Origin of the sequence: Actinotalea caeni, assembly GCF_009733795.1 — a bacterium.
Lineage (GTDB): Bacteria > Actinomycetota > Actinomycetes > Actinomycetales > Beutenbergiaceae > Pseudactinotalea > Pseudactinotalea caeni.
The window spans coordinates 61714-80061 of sequence record NZ_WNXX01000003.1; the positions used below are offsets into that span (position 1 = coordinate 61714).

General features: G+C 70.5%; 13 protein-coding genes. 4 read left to right on the forward strand and 9 right to left on the reverse strand.

All coding sequences use genetic code 11. From position 1 onward, the window contains the following. Positions 1 to 143: 143 nt before the first annotated feature. Together GPA02_RS03580 and hemE are read right to left on the reverse strand one after the other, a co-directional pair. Entirely contained in the window at positions 144 to 1481 is a 1338-nt protein-coding gene (locus GPA02_RS03580; RefSeq protein ID WP_156198485.1) for a protoporphyrinogen/coproporphyrinogen oxidase, read from the reverse strand. 13 nt (positions 1482 to 1494) lie between these two features. Then, the gene (gene hemE / locus GPA02_RS03585; protein WP_156198486.1) at positions 1495 to 2535 is read right to left on the reverse strand and encodes a uroporphyrinogen decarboxylase; all 1041 of its coding nucleotides are present in this window, start codon (positions 2533 to 2535) and stop codon (positions 1495 to 1497) included. Positions 2536 to 2678: 143 nt separating this feature from the next. Here hemE and GPA02_RS03590 point away from each other — a divergent pair, with 143 nt between their 5' ends. From GPA02_RS03590 to GPA02_RS03600, 3 genes are all read left to right on the forward strand, one after another. Continuing rightward, positions 2679 to 3956, forward strand: coding sequence for a glutamyl-tRNA reductase (locus GPA02_RS03590; RefSeq protein WP_156198487.1), 1278 nt, complete (start codon positions 2679 to 2681; stop codon positions 3954 to 3956). 40 nt (positions 3957 to 3996) lie between these two features. Beyond that, on the forward strand, positions 3997 to 5775 hold the full coding sequence (locus GPA02_RS03595; protein WP_156198488.1) for an ABC-F family ATP-binding cassette domain-containing protein: 1779 nt from the start codon (positions 3997 to 3999) through the stop codon (positions 5773 to 5775). A 150-nt stretch (positions 5776 to 5925) separates the two neighbouring features. After that, a complete protein-coding gene (locus tag GPA02_RS03600; protein ID WP_156198489.1) occupies positions 5926 to 8454 on the forward strand; it encodes a DEAD/DEAH box helicase in 2529 nt (842 codons plus the stop codon). Here the strand turns inward: GPA02_RS03600 and GPA02_RS03605 are convergent. Continuing rightward, entirely contained in the window at positions 8451 to 9425 is a 975-nt protein-coding gene (locus tag GPA02_RS03605; RefSeq protein ID WP_156198490.1) for a hypothetical protein, read from the reverse strand. The genes GPA02_RS03600 and GPA02_RS03605 overlap by 4 nt on opposite strands. After that, a complete protein-coding gene (locus tag GPA02_RS03610) occupies positions 9422 to 9904 on the reverse strand; it encodes an ATP-binding cassette domain-containing protein (protein WP_156198491.1) in 483 nt (160 codons plus the stop codon). The genes GPA02_RS03605 and GPA02_RS03610 overlap by 4 nt, the downstream gene beginning before the upstream one ends. Before the next feature lie 35 nt (positions 9905 to 9939). On the opposite strand from GPA02_RS03610, the gene GPA02_RS03615 reads away from it, so the two are divergent. Beyond that, positions 9940 to 11469, forward strand: coding sequence for a recombinase family protein (locus GPA02_RS03615; RefSeq protein WP_156198492.1), 1530 nt, complete (start codon positions 9940 to 9942; stop codon positions 11467 to 11469). Positions 11470 to 11583: 114 nt separating this feature from the next. Here the strand turns inward: GPA02_RS03615 and GPA02_RS03620 are convergent, their stop codons facing one another. The 5 genes from GPA02_RS03620 to GPA02_RS03640 all read right to left on the reverse strand — a co-directional run bounded on the left by GPA02_RS03620 (position 11584) and on the right by GPA02_RS03640 (position 18283). Continuing rightward, a complete protein-coding gene (locus tag GPA02_RS03620) occupies positions 11584 to 12192 on the reverse strand; it encodes a hypothetical protein (protein WP_204986486.1) in 609 nt (202 codons plus the stop codon). 9 nt (positions 12193 to 12201) lie between these two features. Beyond that, complete coding sequence (locus tag GPA02_RS03625) at positions 12202 to 12666, reverse strand: single-stranded DNA-binding protein (protein WP_156198493.1); 465 nt, start codon at positions 12664 to 12666, stop codon at positions 12202 to 12204. Between the two features lie 47 nt (positions 12667 to 12713). Then, positions 12714 to 14531, reverse strand: coding sequence for a type IV secretory system conjugative DNA transfer family protein (locus GPA02_RS03630; RefSeq protein WP_156198494.1), 1818 nt, complete (start codon positions 14529 to 14531; stop codon positions 12714 to 12716). Beyond that, complete coding sequence (locus GPA02_RS03635; protein WP_240133864.1) at positions 14528 to 15013, reverse strand: hypothetical protein; 486 nt, start codon at positions 15011 to 15013, stop codon at positions 14528 to 14530. The genes GPA02_RS03630 and GPA02_RS03635 overlap by 4 nt, the downstream gene beginning before the upstream one ends. A 258-nt stretch (positions 15014 to 15271) precedes the next feature. Then, entirely contained in the window at positions 15272 to 18283 is a 3012-nt protein-coding gene (locus GPA02_RS03640) for a hypothetical protein (RefSeq protein ID WP_156198495.1), read from the reverse strand. Between the last annotated feature and the right edge of the window lie 65 nt (positions 18284 to 18348).

The window sequence follows — 18348 nt, forward strand, 5'->3', positions numbered from 1 at the left end:
AGCGGGGCGGCAAGAAGTGCGGTGAAAGTGGGCCGAGGCAGAAAGTGCGGTGAGAGTGAGAGGTGTTGCAAAGTGCGGTGAAAGCGGGGGGTGTTGCACAGTGCGGTGAAAGTGGAGGGTGTTGCACAGTGCGGTGACAGTGGTCAGGCGAGGAGGCGGGCGGCGGCGGCGCGGGCGTCGGCGATCGTCCACGCGAGGCCGGTGCCGGCGAGCCAGCCACCCGTGAGGGCGAGGTCGGTGCGGTCGGTGACCGCTTCGCGCATGGCGGCGCGCTGCTCCGTCATGCCGGACTCGATCGCCGAGCGCGGCATCAGCCAGCGGGTGCGGTCGGCGGCGAGGACGTCGTCGTCGGTCCAGGTGGCGCCGGTCAGCGCGGCGGCGTCGGCCAGGGCCTGCCGGGTGACGACGTCGTCCGGGTCGTCGAGCGCGTCGTAGGTGAGCCGTAGCACCTCGCGGCCGCGCGCGTCCTCCGCCAGCCAGTCCCACTTCGCGGTCGAGTAGGTGAGCGCACGCGCCCGCACCCGACCACCGCCGTCGGCGACGATCACACCCGCGCGGCGACCGCCGCCGTCGTGCGCGACGACGAGGGTGACGACGTCGACCGGTCGCGGCTGCGGCCACGCCCGCGCGATCGCGCCGATCGCCTCCGGGACACCGCTCGGCCACCACCACGGCGGGCACGCGAGCAGCAGCCCGTCGCCGTGCACCACCGCGTCGTCGGTGGTGCGCACGCGCCACCCCTGCAGGTCCGGCTCGACGGCGACCGCACCGCCCTCGACGATCTGCCCGCCCAGCGTGGTGACCTCGCCGACCAGCGCGTGCACGACCTGGAAGATGCCTCCCCGCAGCCCGGCCAGCTCGCCGTTGCCGCCGCGCAGCGCCGCGGCGAGCGAGCCCTTCTCGGCCAGCCGCGCGCGCACCCCGGGCAGCAGCACCTCCGGGTCGACGGCGTCGATGTCGAGCCGGTGCACGCCGGCCACCAGCGGCGCTGGCCACGCGCGCATCACCCCCTCACCCATCCGGGTGCGCACGAGGGTGCCGAGCGTCTGGGCGTCCGCCCCGACCGTGCCGGGCAGCGTCTCGTCCTGCCGCGCGCGGGCGGCGGCCTCCTCCCCCAGCGCGTCGAGCGCGGGGTCGTCCAGACGGGTCGGGATACCGAGGACGGCACCGTCGGGGATGCGGGTCGCGCCGTCGGGCCGGTGGACCCACGTGCCGGTCGGTCGCGGCGAGGTCACCCGGTCGGCCAGCCCCAGCTCCTCGAGCAGCGACACGACGGCGCCGCCGCGTGTGGCGAACCCCTCCGCCCCGACATCGACCGCCAGCCCGTCGAGCGTGCGGGAGCTGACCGAGCCACCGGTCGAGCCGCCCTCGAGGACGACGACCGGGTAGCCCGCGCGAGCGAGGTCGCGCGCCGCGGTGAGCCCGGCGACGCCGCCGCCGACGACGACCTTGACGCCCGAGAGCCCGGACCTGCGCACCACGACCGATCGCTCCCTAGAGCTGGTGCACCAGGTCGACGATCCTGGTGAGCACGTCGGGGTCCGCTGTCGGCGGCACGCCGTGGCCGAGGTTGACGACGTGGCCCGGTGCGGCGCGACCGCGCTCGACGACGTCGCGCACGTGCGCCTCGAGCACCGGCCAGGGTGCGCCGAGCAGCGCGGGGTCGATGTTGCCCTGCAGCGGGACGCCGGGCAGCGCAGCCGCGGCCTCGTCCAGCGGCGTGCGGTGGTCGACGCCGACCGCGTCGGCCGCACGTGCCATCGCCGGCAGCAGGTGGCCGGTGCCCGTGCCGAAGTGGATCGTGGGCACCTGGGTCCGCACGGCCGCGAGCGCCGCCGTCGACGCCGGCAGCACGGCCCGCTCGTAGTCGGCGAGCGAGAGCGCGCCCGCCCAGGAGTCGAACAGCTGCACCGCGGAGGCGCCCGCGCGCACCTGCGCCTGCAGGAACGCCGACGACAGCTGCGCCGTCCACGCCATCAGCCGCTGCCAGGCGTCGGGGTCGGCGTGCATGAGCGTGCGCGCCGCGAGCTGGTCCTTGCTCGGCCCGCCCTCGACCAGGTACGCGGCCAGTGTGAACGGTGCACCCGCGAACCCGATGAGCGGCGTGCCCTCAGGCAGCTCGGCCACCACGAGACGCACCGCCTGGGCGACGGCGTCGAACACCTCGGGACCGGCGCCGTCGGGCGCGTGCGCGACGAGGTCGTCGACGTCGGCCGCGGTGCGCACGGGCCGGCCGAGGACCGGGCCGCGACCGGGCACGATGTCGACGTCGACGCCGACGAGCCGCAGCGGCACGACGATGTCGCTGAAGAGGATCGCGGCGTCGACGCCGTGACGGCGCACCGGCTGGAGTGTGATCTCCGCCGCCATCGCGGGGTCGAGGCACGCCTCGAGCATGCGGGTGCCGACCCGCAGCTCGCGGTACTCCGGCAGCGACCGGCCGGCCTGCCGCATGAACCACACGGGCAGCCGCGGAGGCCGCTCGCCACGGAGGGCGTGCAGCAACGGCGCGGTCGTGGTGGTCGGCAGGGTCACGTCTCGATCCTGCCACCGTCGCGCACCGGGTGGTGCTGACGCGGTGTCCCGTCGCCGCGAGCGGCCCGCTCGGCAGTGATCTCGCCGGGTGGACGTGACGACCCGTCACCACCTCCGCTCGCGGGGCCGCCTACCCTGGTCGGGTGCTCGTGTGCCTGGGAGCGAGCCACCGCACGGCGACGTTCGAGCTGCTCGAACGACTCGCCACGGGGCTCGAGAACGCCGTCGCACCCGCCGCTGCTCGCGGTCGGGTGACGTTGGCGACGTGCAACCGCTACGAGCTCTACCTCGACGTCGACGACGCGACCGACCCGGCGAGCCTGCTCGAGGACGTCGCCGACGCGGCCGGTGTCGATGTCGAGGAGCTGCGCCACGGCATGCGGGTCATCACCGGCAGCCGCGTGAGCGCGCACCTGTTCGCGGTCGCCTCCGGGCTCGACTCGATGGTGTTCGGCGAGCGCGAGATCACCGGGCAGGTGCGGCGCGCGCTGGCGGACGCCCAGCGCACCCGGACGGCGACGCCGCCGCTCGAGCGGCTGTTCCAGGGCGCGACGGCGACCTCGCGCGAGGTACGCGCGATCAGCGGCATCTCCGAGGGCGGGCAGTCGATCGTGCAGCTCGCGCTCGACCTGGCCTCGAACCGGGTGGGCGACTGGCGCAGCGCGCGCGTGCTCGTCATCGGGTCCGGCAGCCACGCGCGGGCGCTGTGCGGCGCGCTCGTCGAGCGCGGCGTGCCGTCGATGACCGCGTGGTCGCCCTCGGGACGGATACTGCCCCACCCCGCCGTACGGATGGTCGCCGACGCCGACCTCGACCGCGAGCTCGGCGCCGCCGACCTCATCATCACCTCGACCAACGGCCAGGCCCTGACGACGACGCGGCTCGCCCTCGCGCGCGGCACCACCGCGGGCACGACGCTCGTCGTCGACCTCGGCATGCCGGCGAACGTCGACCCCGCGGTGGCCGAGCTGCCCGGCGTCGAGCTGCTCGACCTGCCGACGATCGGGCTGCACGCGCCGGTGCCGGAGCTGCAGGCGAGCGCGCGGGCGCACGACCTGGTGGAGTCGGCGGCCGGCGCCTTCGAGGCGAGCGCCGCGGCAGGCCCGGTGATCACCGAGCTGCGCCAGCACGTCATGCGGCTGCTGGACAGCGAGCTCGCACGGATGCAGGCGCGGCCCGGCACCTCGAGCGAGACGGCCGAGGCGACCGAGCGCGCGCTGCGGCACTTCGCGGGCGTGCTCGTGCACGGCCCGACGACGCGGGCGCACACGCTCGCCGCCGAGGGGCGTCTCGACGAGGTGGTCGCCGCCGTCGAGACCCTGTTCGGTCTGCGGGTCGGGGAACCCGCGAACGACGCCGACGAGGACGACGACGCCGCGCGGCTGGCGTCGGCCCGGCAGGCACGGTCCGCGACCGCCTGAGTCGCCGGGCGGACCCGCGCGCACGTAGCCTTGACCGGACATGGCGCATCTTCTGGGGGCCGAGGCCCTGCACCTGGAGTACCCGACCACGGTCGTCCTCGACTCCGTCACCATCGGCGTCGAGGAGGGTGACCGGATCGGGATCGTCGGCCGCAACGGCGACGGCAAGTCGAGCCTGCTCAACCTGCTGGCCGGGCGGCTCGAGCCCGACGGCGGCCGGGTCACCCGGCGCGGCGGCACCCGCGTGGGCGTGCTCCCCCAGGACGACGGCCTCGACGCCGGGGCGACCGTGGGCCGCACGATCGTCGGCGACCGCCCCGAGCACGAGTGGGCCGGTGACGCCCGTGTGCGCGACGTCATCGGTGGTCTCGTGGCCGACCTGCCCTGGGACGCCAGGATCGGCGACCTCAGCGGTGGCCAGCGGCGGCGGGTCGCGCTGGCCGCGCTGCTCGTGGGCGAGTGGGACGTCGTCGCGCTCGACGAGCCCACCAACCACCTCGACGTCGAGGGCATCGCGTGGCTCGCCGAGCACGTCAAGGGTCGCTGGCCCCGCGGCGCGGGCGGGCTGCTGGTGATCACGCACGACCGCTGGTTCCTCGACGAGGTCTGCACCGCCACCTGGGAGGTGCACGACGGCGTCGTCGAGCCGTTCGAGGGCGGGTACGCCGCGTACGTGCTGCAGCGGGTCGAGCGAGACCGGATCGCCGCCGCGACCGAGAGCAAACGGCAGAACCTCATGCGCAAGGAGCTGGCGTGGCTGCGCCGCGGCGCGCCCGCCCGCACGAGCAAGCCGAAGTTCCGGATCGACGCCGCCAACCAGCTGATCGAGGACGTGCCCCCGGTCCGCAACCCGCTGGAGCTGCAGCGGCTCGCGGTCGCCCGGCTGGGCAAGGACGTCATCGACCTCGAGTCCGCCGGCGTGGCCTACGGCGACACCGAGGTGCTGCGGGACGTCACCTGGCGGCTCGCCCCGGGCGAGCGCACCGGGATCGTGGGCGCCAACGGCAGCGGCAAGTCGACGCTGCTCGGCCTGCTCGCGGGCACCGTGCCACCCACGTCGGGGCGGGTCAAGCGCGGCAAGACCGTGCGGCTCGGGCTGCTCGACCAGCAGTTCTCGCAGCTCGCCGACATCGGCGACGACCGCGTGCGGGAGGTGCTGGCGAGGACGAGGACGACGTTCGCCGTCGACGGCAAGGACCTCACGCCGGCGCAGCTGCTCGAGCGGCTCGGGTTCGCGCGCGAGCACCTCTCGACGCGGGTCCGCGAGCTCTCGGGCGGGCAGAAGCGACGGCTGCAGCTGTTGCTGCTGCTGCTCGACGAGCCGAACGTCATCGCGCTCGACGAGCCGACCAACGACGTCGACGCCGACATGCTCGCGGCGATGGAGGACCTGCTGGACTCCTGGCCGGGCACGCTCGTCGTGGTGTCGCACGACCGCTACCTGCTCGAGCGGGTCACCGACCAGCAGTACGCGATCCTCGACGGGCGGCTGCGGCACCTCCCCGGCGGGGTCGAGGAGTACCTGCGGCTGCGCCGCGAGCAGCAGACCCGCCCGGCCACCCCGACCGCCGACCCGGCGCCGCGCCCGGCGGGGCCCTCCGGCGCCGAGCGCCGCGCGGCCCAGAAGGAGGTCGCCTCGATCGAGCGCCGCCTCGACCGGCTGGGCGCCGAGGTGGATGACCTGCACCGGCGCATGGCCGAGCACGACCAGAGCGACTACGAGGGGCTGCAGGCGCTCACCGAACGCCTGCGCGAGGTCGAGGACGAGGTCGCCTCGCTCGAGGAGCGCTGGATCGAGCTCTCGGAGCTGGTGGGCTGAGCGGTGGAGGACGTCGGGGCCGCGCCCGATCGGTGCCGCGGTTCCTAGACTGACAAGGATGACCGACCACCCTGCGCGCGTGCGCGCCGCCGTCGCACCGACAGGACCGGGCCCCGCCCGGATCGCACGACGGCGTCACCCCGCCGCCCGATGAGCCTCGCCGACGTCCGCGGCCGTGGCGCGGAGGCCGCGGTCGAGGCGGTCACCGCGTGGGCCGCCGGCCGCGGGTTCGAGCTCTACCCGCACCAGGAGAGCGCGCTGCTCGAGGTCGCGTCGGGCTCGAACGTCATCTGCTCGACGCCGACCGGGTCGGGCAAGTCGCTCATCGCGCTGTCGGCCCACGCCGTCGCGCTGTCCGAGGGGCGCCGCAGCTACTACACGGCGCCGCTCAAGGCGCTGGTGAGCGAGAAGTTCTTCGACCTCGTCGACACCTTCGGACCGGACCTGGTCGGCATGGTCACCGGCGACGTCGCGATCAACGCCGACGCGCCGATCATCTGCTGCACGGCCGAGATCCTCGCCAACCTCGCGCTGCGCGAGGGCGAGCTCGCCGACGCCGGGCAGGTCGTCGCCGACGAGTTCCACTACTACGCCGACCCGCAGCGGGGCTGGGCGTGGCAGGTGCCGCTGCTCGAGCTCAGCCAGGCGCAGTTCGTGCTCCTCTCGGCGACCCTCGGCGACATGACGGACATCGCCGACGACCTCACGCGCCGCACCGGCCGCCCCACCGCGGTGCTCGACGACGCGGTGCGGCCGGTCCCGCTGACGTTCTCCTACGCGGTCGAGCCGCTCCCCGACCTGCTGACCGAGCTGGTGCAGACCCACCGCGCACCGGTCTACGTCGTGCACACCAGCCAGGCCACCGCCGTCACGACGGCGCAGTCGCTCACCTCCGCCCAGGTCGCCACCCGTGCCCAGCGCGACGCGGTGGCCGAGGCGCTGGACGCCTACGGCGCCCGCTTCTCGCGCGGGTTCGGCACCACCCTGTCGCGGCTGCTGCGGCACGGCATCGGCGTCCACCACGCCGGCATGCTGCCGCGCTACCGGCGGCTCGTGGAGCGGCTCACCCAGGAAGGCCTGCTCCCCGTCGTCTGCGGCACCGACACCCTCGGCGTCGGCATCAACGTGCCGATCCGCACGGTCGTCATGACCTCGCTCGTGAAGTTCGACGGCGTCCGGCAGCGCCACCTGACCGCGCGCGAGTTCCATCAGGTCGCCGGCCGCGCGGGCCGGGCCGGCTACGACACCGTCGGCGAGGTGATCGTGCAGGCGCCCGAGCACGTCATCGAGAACGCCCGGGCGCTCGCCAAGGCCGGTGACGACGAGCGCAAGCGCCGCAAGATCGTCCGCAAGCAGGCGCCGTCCGGCCAGGTCAACTGGACCGACAAGACCTTCGAGCGGCTGCGGGACTCGCCGCCGGAGCCGCTGACGTCGCAGATGCGGGTGACGCACGCGATGGTGCTCAACGTGCTCTCGCGCTGGGGCGACCCGGTCGAGGCGATGGCCCGGCTGCTCACCGACAACCACGAGCCGCCGACCCCGCGCAACCGGCTGGTGCGCGACGCCGTCGGGATCTACCGGTCGCTGCGCGCGGCCGGGATCGTCGAGCGGCTGCCCGAGCCCGACGCGCAGGGCCGCCGCGTGCGGCTCGCGACCGAGGTGCCACTCGACGTCGCGCTCGACGCCCCGCTGTCGCCGTTCGCGCTCGCCGCGCTGGAGCTCCTCGACCCCGAGTCGCCGACGTACGTGCTCGACGTGGTCTCGGTCGTCGAGGCGACCCTGGAGGACCCGCGACCGCTCCTGGTCGCCCAGGAGAAGGCGGCGCGCAGCGAGGCGGTCGCGGCGATGAAGGCCGAGGGCGTCGAGTACATCGACCGCATGAACGCGCTCGACGAGATCACCTACCCGCGGCCGCTCGAGGAGCTGCTGAGCGCCGCGCTCGCCGAGTACGCGACCGCCCACCCGTGGGTGCGCGACCACGAGCTCAAGCCGAAGTCGGTCGTGCGCGAGATGGTCGAGCGTGCGATGACCTTCGGCGAGCTGGTGGCCGCGTACGGCCTCGCGCGCAGCGAGGGGGTGCTGCTGCGCTACCTCACCGACGCCTACCGCGCGCTCGGCCGGCTGGTGCCGCCGCACCTGCGCACGCCCGAGCTGGAGGACCTCGTCGAGTGGCTCGGGGCGACGGTCCGCGGCGTCGACTCCTCCCTCCTCGACGAGTGGGAGACGCTCAGCGCCGGCGGCGGCACGGCCCGCCGCGGCGCCGACGGCGCCACCGCCGAGGAGCACGCACCCGCTCCCCCGACGCGGCCGGTCACCGAGAACGTCCGCGCGTTCCGCGTCATGGTCCGCAACGCGATGTTCCGGCGCGTCGAGCTGCTGTCCCGCCGCGCCTACGGCGACCTGGGGTCGCTCGACGGCGAGACCGGCTGGGACGCCGCGGCCTGGGAGCGCGCGGCCGAGGGCTACTGGCTGGAGTACGACGACATCGGGATCGGGCCCGACGCCCGCGCCGCGGGCATGGTGACGATCGAGGAGCGTGCCGACGCCTGGGTGGTCACCCAGGTCCTCGACGACCCCGCCGGCGACCGGGACTGGCGGCTGGTCGCCGTCGTCGACCTCGCGGCGAGCGCCGCCGAGGGCGAGCCGGTCGTGCGGGTCACCACGCTCGGGCCCGCCTAGACGTCCCGACGGCGGAACGTCAGCAGCGCCGCCGCACCGAGGACGACCACGACGCCCAGGAGCACGAGGCCACCCTGCGTCATCGAGACCGTGTGCTCCACCCAGTCGCACATCGTGCCGGTGGCGGTCGTGGTGCACTCGTCCTGGTAGTACGACGCGCTGCCCGTCACCCAGGCCTGCATGTTCGTGAGCAGGCTCCAGCGGCCGCCCCCGCGCAACGCCGACAGCACGATGCCGTCGACGGCGATGACGTAGCCGAGCGCGACCCCCAGCGCCGCGGCGGTGTGGCGGAGCAGGAACCCGAGCGCGGTGCCCACGACGGTCACGGCCGTGCCGAGCACCGCGACCTTGAGCAGCGCGTGCACCTGCGTCGCCGTCACGGCCACCTCGCTGCCGGCGAGCGCGTAGCCCAGCGCGGTCGCGCCGAGGTACGCCGCCGACCACACCGCTGCGAACACCAGGCCGCCGACGGCGGCGGCACCGGTCTTGGAGGCGAACACCCGGCCGCGCCGCGGCACGAAGGTCAACCACGTCCCGATCGAGCCCGTGGCGAACTCCGCCGCGACGAACGTCACGCCGGCCAGCAGGCTGACGAAGGCGAGCAGCAGCATCGCGCTCGGCAGCGCAGCCGTCGCGAACTCGGCGAAGGCGGGCGGCTCCCACACGTACCACTCCCGCTGCGGCGGCCCCATCTCGTCGCACCCGAAGTCGAGCTGCTCGCCGCTCGCCTCGGACTCGGCCGCCTCGGCCTCGAGGCACTCGGCGACCATCCGCTCGCCGTCGCTCTCCCAGCGCTCGACCTCCTCCTGGTAGAAGCGCTCCGCCTGGGCGATGTCCTCCTCCGGCATCGGCTGTGCCGCCTGGTGGGCCGCCCAGCCCAGCAGCAGCGTCCCGGCCAGCCCGATCGCCATCACCACGAGCACCGCCGCGCGGGCGCGCAGCCGCCGCAGCTCCACGCCGAGCAGCCTCACGACCCGCTCCCCTCGCCGACGCCGACAGGTTCGGGCGCGCCGAGGCCCTGCCCCGCGGTGAGCTCGAGGAACACCGACTCCAGCCCTGCGCCGGACGCGGTCAGGCTGCGCACGTACCTGCCCTGCTGCGCGAGCAGGTAGGTGATCCGCGCAGGGTCGTGCTCGTCGTCGACGAGGATCGCGTCGCCCTCGCGACGCACCCGCAGCCCGGCGTCGAGCAGGACCTCGGCGGCGCCGTCGGGGTCGTCGATCCCGACCTTGACGACGCCGGCTCGCTCGCCGATCACCTCGGCGACCGTGCCGGAGGCCAGCAGCCGGCCACGGCCGATGATCGAGACCGTGTCGGCGACCTGCTCGACCTCCGCGAGGATGTGGCTGCTCACGAGCACCGCCCGCCCCTCGTCGGCCAGCCGGCGCATCGTCGTGCGGATCTCGTGGATGCCGGCGGGGTCGAGACCGTTGGTGGGCTCACCCAGCATTTCAGAGGCAGATATAGAAGGAGTACCTGCCCACTATGGACGCCAACGCAATCACCCGCCCATCCGAATCAGGGACCGACGCGCTGATCTACACCCGCGCCTCGATGGATCGTCACTATTTGATGCGGTCCACGAGTGACCAGGAGACGGACTGCCGTTCCTGGTGCGAGCAGCAGGGGTGGAGGGTCGCCAGGGTCATTACCGATGCAAACCGCTCAGCCTCACAATGGCGAACCCGAGAACGAGAAGGTTTCGAAGAAGCCCTGCAACTCATCGCGTCCCGGCAGTACGCCGCTTTCGTCACATGGGAGCCGTCGCGCGCAGGCCGAGAGCTCGCGGCCTACATCCAACTCCGCGCGGCATGCCAAGCTGCAGGCGTCCTCTACATGACCAAGGGCAGAGTTTACGACTTCGCGCGCAGTGATGACGCGTTCATGATGGGACTTGAATTCCTGACTGCGGAGAAGGACGCCGCAGTCATCCGGGAGCGGCAGCTCCGCACGGTCCGTTTGAACGCGCAAAAAGGTAGGCCCCATGGGAGGCTCCCCTACGGATACCGTCGGGTCTACGACGAGAGCACGGGTGCTCTGCTGCGTCAGGAGATCGACCCCGAAAAGGCGGCAATCATTACCAGAGCGGTGGACGAGATTCTTCAAGGGGTGCCGGTGAATCGGATCATCACTCGTCTGAACCGCGAAGGCGTTCCGACTCCAATGAAGCCGCTGAGTGGTATGTCTCGTGGCTGGATGAACGCAACCCTGGTGCAGATCATTCGCAGTCCGACGGTTGCAGGTTTGCGCAAATATCAGGGGGAGGTGATCGGAGAGGCGGACTGGCCGGCCATCATTCCTGTCGAGACCTGGGAGAAGGTCAATAGGGTCCTGGCCGATAAAGCTCGCCGAACTCGGTATGTCGAGGAGGACAACCACAGTCACCCCAAGTGGCTGCTGTCTTTCGTCGCCAGGTGCGGGTTCTGCGGCCGGTTCCTCGCCAGGGTTCTCAATGTGGTCCCGCGCAAGAACGGAAAGCCCCGCAACAACTATGTGTGTCAGCACATCGGATGCCGTCGCGTCAGTATCGACGTCGAACGTACAGACGCTTACGTACTCGAAGCCCTGCTGAGCTGGCTCTCCACCCCGGAGAGCTTGGCCGTGTTGGCGGGCCCAGACGATGACTGGAACGACCGCGTTCGTGAGGCTGAGGAGCAAGCGACTACTCTCCGCGACCGGTTGGACGAGGCCGCCGAGCAGTACGCCGAAGGCAAGATCAGTCTGGCGATGCTGGCTAACGTGGAGCAGCGACTGACTCCGCAGATCGAGCAAGCTGCGAGGGAAGCCGTGCCTCCGGTGGCAGATACGGCGGTTCTTGATCTCATCAACGCCGATGACATCCGGGCCGCGTGGGAGCTTCTTGATCTACTAGAAAAGCGTCGGCTACTCAAGATGCTCTTGGATATCCGCATCGAGAAGTCGCAGCTCACAGGGGGCATCTTCGATTACTCGCGGATTAAGATCGCGCCGAGATTCGTGGCTCCCGAGACCTATCACTGGCGGCGCGTAGCATAGCTCGCACGACCACACCCTGTTCTTTTGTGATCGGAAGGAACGAAGCCCCGAGTTCACGGCCTGCCTCGCGCAGCGCAGTGAATTCGGGGCTTTCCTCATCACTCGGGAGGCCACTCATGGCATTTCTCCCCTACCCAGCGCAAGGCCTGCGATGAATTGATCCTCAGCACGGCGTCGTGCTTCCACGTCGGCGTGCATGTATTCCACGAAGTCTTCCTCGCGGTTCGGGATGACGGTGTCTTCGATGGGGTCTGTGTCGGGTTCGCCGGGCCAGGCGATGCGACGTGTCGGCCGGTCGGTGGTCAGCCGGGTACCGCAGGCGGCGGTCCAGTGTCGGAGTCGTTCTTGGGCTTCGGTGAAGTCGCGGTGCCAGACGAGCATGGCGGAGCCTTTGGCTTCGGGGTGGATCGCGCACAGCCAGTGGATGTGCAGCGCGGACAGCTCCCACACCAGTTCCGGGTGGCGGTGCCAGAACGGCGGGACCACGGCGACGGGGAGGCCGTAGGTGTGTCGGAGCCAGTGCACCCATTCGTTGAGCGCGAGCCATTCTTCTTCTGCGGCGTCGGCGGTGAGGAGGTTCCAGTTCACCGGCCCCGGAGGCCCCGACTCATCCTCTCCCTGCGCACCAGGGGTGTCAGTGTCGGGATCGTAGCTTTCATCGAACTCGTCCTCCGCCGCCTCACCCGGATCGACATCGCTCGTGTCGGGCAGTTCATCGACCATGATGCTCTCTCACCTTCCGATCGCAGCGGCAGCAGCAGAGGTGCGACGTGGGGCGTTGGGTGACAGTGCCGTGTCTTCGAGTCCGGCGTCGAGTGAGTCGGGTTCTGGGGTGCGGCGGGGTCGGTCGACGGTGTAGCGGGTGCGGGCGAGGTCGTGGCCGAGTTTCTTTGCGACGAACTCCTCGACTTTGACGGTCTGTCCGTTGTCGTCGGTGCGGTCGTAGTGGTGGGTGTAGCCCTCGGCGACGAACTTGTCGCCTTTCGCGAAGCGCTGGTGTGCGCGTTCGGCGGTCTTCCGGAACGCGACGAGGTCGTGGAAGGTGGTCTCGGTCTGCGTGAACGATCCGTCGCTTTCGCGGCGGTAGTGTTCCTGCCCGATCTTCACGAACAGGCGCGCGTCACCCTTCTCGGTGAACGACAGATGGGGTTCGGATGCGATGAACCCGGACAGAGACTCTTGCGTGTGGATGGCCATTGGACACTCCTCGTGACAGTCGGCACCCCACCGTTCGGGGTGCTCTGTCACTCAGGTGCGCCCACAGCCCCCTGCTCGCCAGCCGACGCAGGCGTGCCGTGTTGCAGCAGCCCCTCGACCTCACGGCGCTGCGCCTGCAGCTCGCCCGCGTTCCTCCGATGGGTCCAGGCGCGGAGTTTCGAGACGATGGGCGGGGCGGCGCGCAGCAGGATGAGACCGGTGCCGAATGGGAGCGTGCGGATCACATCGGGCGGCATGATCGCTACCCGACGGATGGAGCGTTGTGCGGAGCGGGAGCCGTGGTCGCCGATGGTGGTGGAGTCGGTGATCTCGTCACGTTCCCCGATCAACGTGGTGAGGTCTTGGAGGTCGCGGGAGTTGGATGCCCCGCCGAGGATGATCTTCACGATCGAGGCATCCCAGATAGCCCCAGCCGCGTTATCCGACCACTTCTCCCGCGCCTGGGCGAGCGACTGTAGCACCGGCATCGTTGTGATCCCCGTGCCCCCACCCTCCGCCATAAGCGTCGGCAGTGATGGCAACGGTGCGAGGTTGCCGATCTCATCGAGCGCGAGGAGCAGGGGCGGGTCGAGGCGGGCTCCGGTTGATTTGGCGGCGAGGCGGCGGGCGGCTTCGACGAGGTCTTCCACGAACGCCGACACCAACGCCGCACTGTTATTCGCCCCAGCCCCCGTCGCCAAGAGATAAACCGTGCCGCGGTTGCGGAGGAACTCTTCGGGATCGAACTTCTCCTCTGGCCCGGGGCTCACGGCGTCGAGCACACGCGGATCGGCAAGGGCAGCGAGCGAGAGGGAGACGCCTTGCCAGATCGAGTCACGGGTGCGGGGGTCGGAGTCGATCATCGCCTGCAACGAGTCCGCCCACCCCGTCGCAGCATGCGGGTTCGCGGTCAGGATCGCAACCGCATCGGACGCCGCAGCTGGATCGAGGGTCCACCGGAACAACTCAGCCGGGGTGCGGTGATCGAGGGCTGCGGCATGAAGGAGGGCTTGGAGCGCGGTGCGGGTTTTCCCTTCCCAGAAGTCACCGCCCTCGACACCACCTGCGGAGAGGCCGGTGCCGGCTGCGAGGCCCGTGGCGCGGATCATCGCCGTCAACGGGTCCTCACACCCCCGAATCGGCGACCACCGTAGCCCTGCCGGGACGCCTTCGGCGAGGTGTTGCGGGTCGAATACCGCCACCGGCCGTCCCTCAGCGCTGCGGGCAGTGAGAGTGGCGGTGAGGTTGTCCGGGCGGGTGGAAGTCGTGACGACCGCGCCCGGAGCATCGAGGATCGCGTTGATGACGATGTGGAGGCCTTTGCCGGAGCGGGGTGGCCCGATCAGCAGGATCGAGTCCTCCACGCTCGCCCACACGTTCACGCCTCGCGAGGCACCGAGGAGATAGCCCACGTCTTGCGCTTCGGGGTTTGGCAGTGAGGGGCGGAGTTGCTTGCCGCGGCGCAACAGCGCCTTCTCCGATGCGGCGGTAGCAACGTCGGTGCGGGTTGCGATTCCGACGATCCGATACGGGTCGATCTTCGTGCGCCGGTTGTGTTCCCGGAACGTGCGCCACACCCACCAGCCCGCCGCGCCACCACCGAGGATCAGCAGCCCCGCGGCGATCCAGTAGACGACGGCGTTGAGCCCGTCAGCACCGAGCGGACTCCCTGGGTCGGCGGGGTGCAGGAGGACTCCGAGGCCTGCTTCGACGCCACCGGTCGGCTGCGCGGCCCCTGTCACCCAGGCGGTGATCGAACCGGCCACGCGGAGGATGACGGCGAGAACTGCGGCGGCGATGAGGGCGATGATGCCGAGGTTCGCGAGTTCATCCCCGAGCGCCCCGCCAGGCCTGGGGGTGCTCATGGGAGCCTGCTGACGACGAGGGTGCCGGAGATGCGACCGAGGAGGATCACTTCACCTGTCACCGCGGTTGCGGCTTGCTCTGCGGTGAGGAGGGCTCGGGCAGTGCCGTCGGGACTGGCATCCGAATGTGCGTGGATGATCGCGACCGCGACATCCTCACCCGGGACGAACCCCGCACCTGCGACCTGATGCAGCACCGGCTGCACCGCTGCCACCGGAGGCGTCGTCGCCTCCGGTGGCAGCGGTGCCTCCCAAGGCCTCGCTGTGGGGCGTTCTCGGGGCGGGGTGATGATGTCGGTGAACGTCGACCCGTCCGCCTCCCGAACCTGCACCCGCAACGGCGTGCGATTGCGAGCAGCAAGAGCGTCGAGAATCGCGGGGAATGATTCGCGCCGCCAACCCGGTGCGAACGGTTCCGGAAGATACGGCGCTCCATCGACAGTGACACTCATCGCGCCGTCCGCGCTGATGGTGAACTCCACCACCGGCACCACGACCGGCCCAACACTCGGAGGCACCGGCGTCGTCGGGGGCTGAGCGTCGGGGTTGGTGCGGCGGTAGCGGGGCTTCGGGGTCACAGGTGGGTCCTTCCAAGTCGAACAGCAGTCGCCATGCAGGTGCACCCGCGCCGCCTCGGGTGCAGAGGGCAGAAAGGTGGGAGGGCACGAACCTGGGGGTGGTTCGTGCCCTCCCGTGCTGACCCGCCATAGTGGGGGTGCCAGCGGGTCAGCAGCCTGTGGTTAGTCCTCCTTTGCTCCCTCGAACTGAGCTTTGAACTCCTCGAACGCCTCGTCCTCTTCGCGGACGTACCCGGAGCGTTCGCGGGCGATCGCGAGACGGCGACCGAACAGCAGCACCCCACCGGTCGCGGCGGCGATCAGTCCACCGGCAAGGCCAAGCGGCCACCAATCACCACCGCCGGTCTGCGCCAACTCACCAGGCGTTCCCGGCTTTCCGGGCTCCTCCGGGACGGGGGTGACGGTGGTGGTCTCGTCGGGTGCGCCGCAGAGTCCGCGGTGCAGGATGAGGCCTTCTTTGTCGATTACGGTCTCCACCCAGTAGTAGGTGCCGATCTCGTCGAAGATCACCTCGTCCGAGGTGTACTCGCCGGGACCGTCGAGTTCGATCACGGCGGAGGTGAATACGAGCTCTTCCGCCGTGCACAGTGCCTCATTGGTGTGCTGCCGGTAGGCCTCGAACACGAGCCGTGCCCCCTCCGGTACCGCGCCGGTGACGGTTGCGACATCATGCGCAGGCTCACCCAACACGACCGTGGGCGTCGCGTTCGTCTTCACCCGCAGCTCGTCTGGCTGCTCAGTGACAACGGTCGTCTCGCCCGGCGCACCACACTTCCCTTCGGCGATCACGTCGCCGTCGGCGCCGTAGAGGGTTTCGACCCAGTACACGTTCCCGGGCTCGGTGACGGTGGTGGTGCCGGAGTGGTAGATGCCGGCTTGTGTGACGGGGATCTCGTCGCTGACGTAGAACGGCGACTCGCACACCGCCCCGGCCTCCGCCGGGTGCGGACCATAGGCGCGGAACACTAGGTACGCGCCGTCGGGAATCGTCGTGCCCTGAACCAGTGCGGTGTCCGAGAACGGTTCCCCAACGAGCGCTTCCGGTGTCGCCTGCGTGATCACCGTGACCGGCACCTCCGTGTCGGTAGGTGGGACGTAGAAGCGTTCCAGCACATCAGCCGGCGACGATGCGTAGGGCTGGACCCGGTCGTCACCCTCGAACGTCGTCACGAGGACGTAGAAGCCGGGCTCGGTGGGAACGATCTTGTCGTGATCGGTGTAGCCGAGCTTGTAGACCCCATTCCTGGCCGGTGTCGTGAGCTCCGCGAGCACCGGTGCCGTGGTCAGGTCAAGGTCATCGGTGAGTTCGCTATCGGTGGCGAAGGGGCCGTAGACGGTGTGACGGAGTTCGTCGAGGTCGGGGTTCCAGTAGCCGTCGCCGGTGAAGTCACCGTGGTTCGCGGGGAACCCCGACACGGTGACGACATCGAATGCACGGCCGCCGGGGTGGACGTTGTATTCCCGCATCATGGAGGTCACCGTGATCGGCCATCGCACGGATGTCGTCTCGACGTTGATGCCGTAATCGTCCTGCCAGTCGGCGGCGAGGTAGTCGCGTACCCACTCCGGCTGCGAGACCTTCTTCACCTCCCACACCCAGGTCACGAACCCACCCGACGGCGCCACCACCGACGGAGACGTGTAGACGCCGGGGCCGTCCGCCGTGACGGTGACGGTCCCGAGCGGCACCGCGTTGCCGTCGATCGCCGTGGTCTGTGCTGGGGGTAGGGTGCCGGGGACTTGGTAGGCGGTGCCCTCGAACACCACCGGAATGGGTGCGCCGTCCTTCTTCAACCACACACCATTCGAGCTGGACACGGTGATCGTGTCCGTCAGCGCATCACCGGGGACGGCGAGGCGCTGGTCGGCTTCGGAGACCGCGACGGGCTGGAACGGCACCACCGAGGTCTCAGCGACCTGTCCGAACCGGTCGGTGAACGAATCGGTGAGGTACTTCGCATGCTTGCCTTGCGCGGCCTTGTCGATCGCCCACACCCAGGTGTAGAACCCCGATTCCGGGGCTGTGATCGTGCCAGGCGAGGTGTACGACCCAGCCCCCGTCAGCGTCACCGTCTCGCTGCCCGCGATGGGGGCTCCGGCGGGTGGGGTGTCAGATTCGGTGGGCTGCTCATCGAACGGCCCATACAGCGTGCCGGTCGCGGTCACCTCGACCGGGTTCCCGTCGAGGTGAATCCAGGTGCCCTTCGACACCGACACCGTGAGTCCATCCACGAACGCATCGCCCTCGGCGACGAAACGGGAGGCGACCTGGGTGGTGATCTCCGGCTGGAAATCCAGCTCGATCACCGGCGACTCCACCGACGCAGACAACCCCGTGGAAGAGCCCGCGACAGCGGCGATCAGGCGCTGCTGCCCCGGTGTCGCATACAGGTCGAGCGCGGCCCCGTACCCGGCGGCAGGCACCGACATGGATGCGCCGATCTTGTAGGACGGCACACCGTCGGCCGGGGTGCCGGTGATCGGATGCGTACCGACGGCGAGATTCCGCGTCGAGGCCCCGTCCGCGAACACCGCATTCGTCAGCGAAGCGCTCCCGGTGAGAGCTGCCGGATGGGCGGTGACGGTGAGGGTGCCGTTGTACTGATCCGTCATGTCCAGTGCGAGCGACAACGACGGGTCCGTGACCGCGTTCACCGTAGCCTCATGCCGCATGGTCGAGAGGTTCGCGAGGATCGTGCCGCGCTCGGACGCGGGGGCGCGGGCGACGTAGTAGTCGTCACCGGACATACCGTGCGAGTTGTACATGCCAGGGCTCGCGACCGACCACACATACAGCGCCACCGCAGCCGTCACGTTCGCATCACCGGACTGCCCCCACCGATCCAGCACATAGTTCATCTCAGCAAGCTGCTGACGAGACAACGAATCCAGCGACGTGATCCGCTCCGGCCCCGCCGTATTCCCATACGGAGGATCAGCGTGAAGGTCAGCGCAGTACGCCTGCCGGCCATCGACACCGGTGTTGTACGCGCCGAGGAACGCACCGTCAGACCAATAGCCGACGCCCTCACTCGCCGCATGCGCGGGCTGAGCACTCAGCGCGAACGACCCCGCGAGCAAGAACAGGGCCAGCAACACCGACAGCCATCGCCGGAGCCTGGTCGGTGGCGGCGCAGCCACCGGCTGCGGAATGTGGACGAGTGATCCTGACACGAGATGCCTCCTGACGTTCTGGTGAGCAGCAACCCGATATCGGGTCGCCTTCACAGCAGGTGCAC

Excerpts from the sequence above, each read along its gene's own strand:
- GPA02_RS03610 (WP_156198491.1), bottom strand. The coding sequence starts at position 9,904 with ATGCTGGGTGAGCCCACCAACGGTCTCGACCCCGCCGGCATCCACGAG.
- GPA02_RS03600 (WP_156198489.1), top strand. The coding sequence starts at position 5,926 with ATGAGCCTCGCCGACGTCCGCGGCCGTGGCGCGGAGGCCGCGGTCGAG.
- GPA02_RS03615 (WP_156198492.1), top strand. The coding sequence starts at position 9,940 with ATGGACGCCAACGCAATCACCCGCCCATCCGAATCAGGGACCGACGCG.
- GPA02_RS03630 (WP_156198494.1), bottom strand. The coding sequence starts at position 14,531 with ATGAGCACCCCCAGGCCTGGCGGGGCGCTCGGGGATGAACTCGCGAAC.
- GPA02_RS03595 (WP_156198488.1), top strand. The coding sequence starts at position 3,997 with ATGGCGCATCTTCTGGGGGCCGAGGCCCTGCACCTGGAGTACCCGACC.
- GPA02_RS03620 (WP_204986486.1), bottom strand. The coding sequence starts at position 12,192 with ATGGTCGATGAACTGCCCGACACGAGCGATGTCGATCCGGGTGAGGCG.
- GPA02_RS03625 (WP_156198493.1), bottom strand. The coding sequence starts at position 12,666 with ATGGCCATCCACACGCAAGAGTCTCTGTCCGGGTTCATCGCATCCGAA.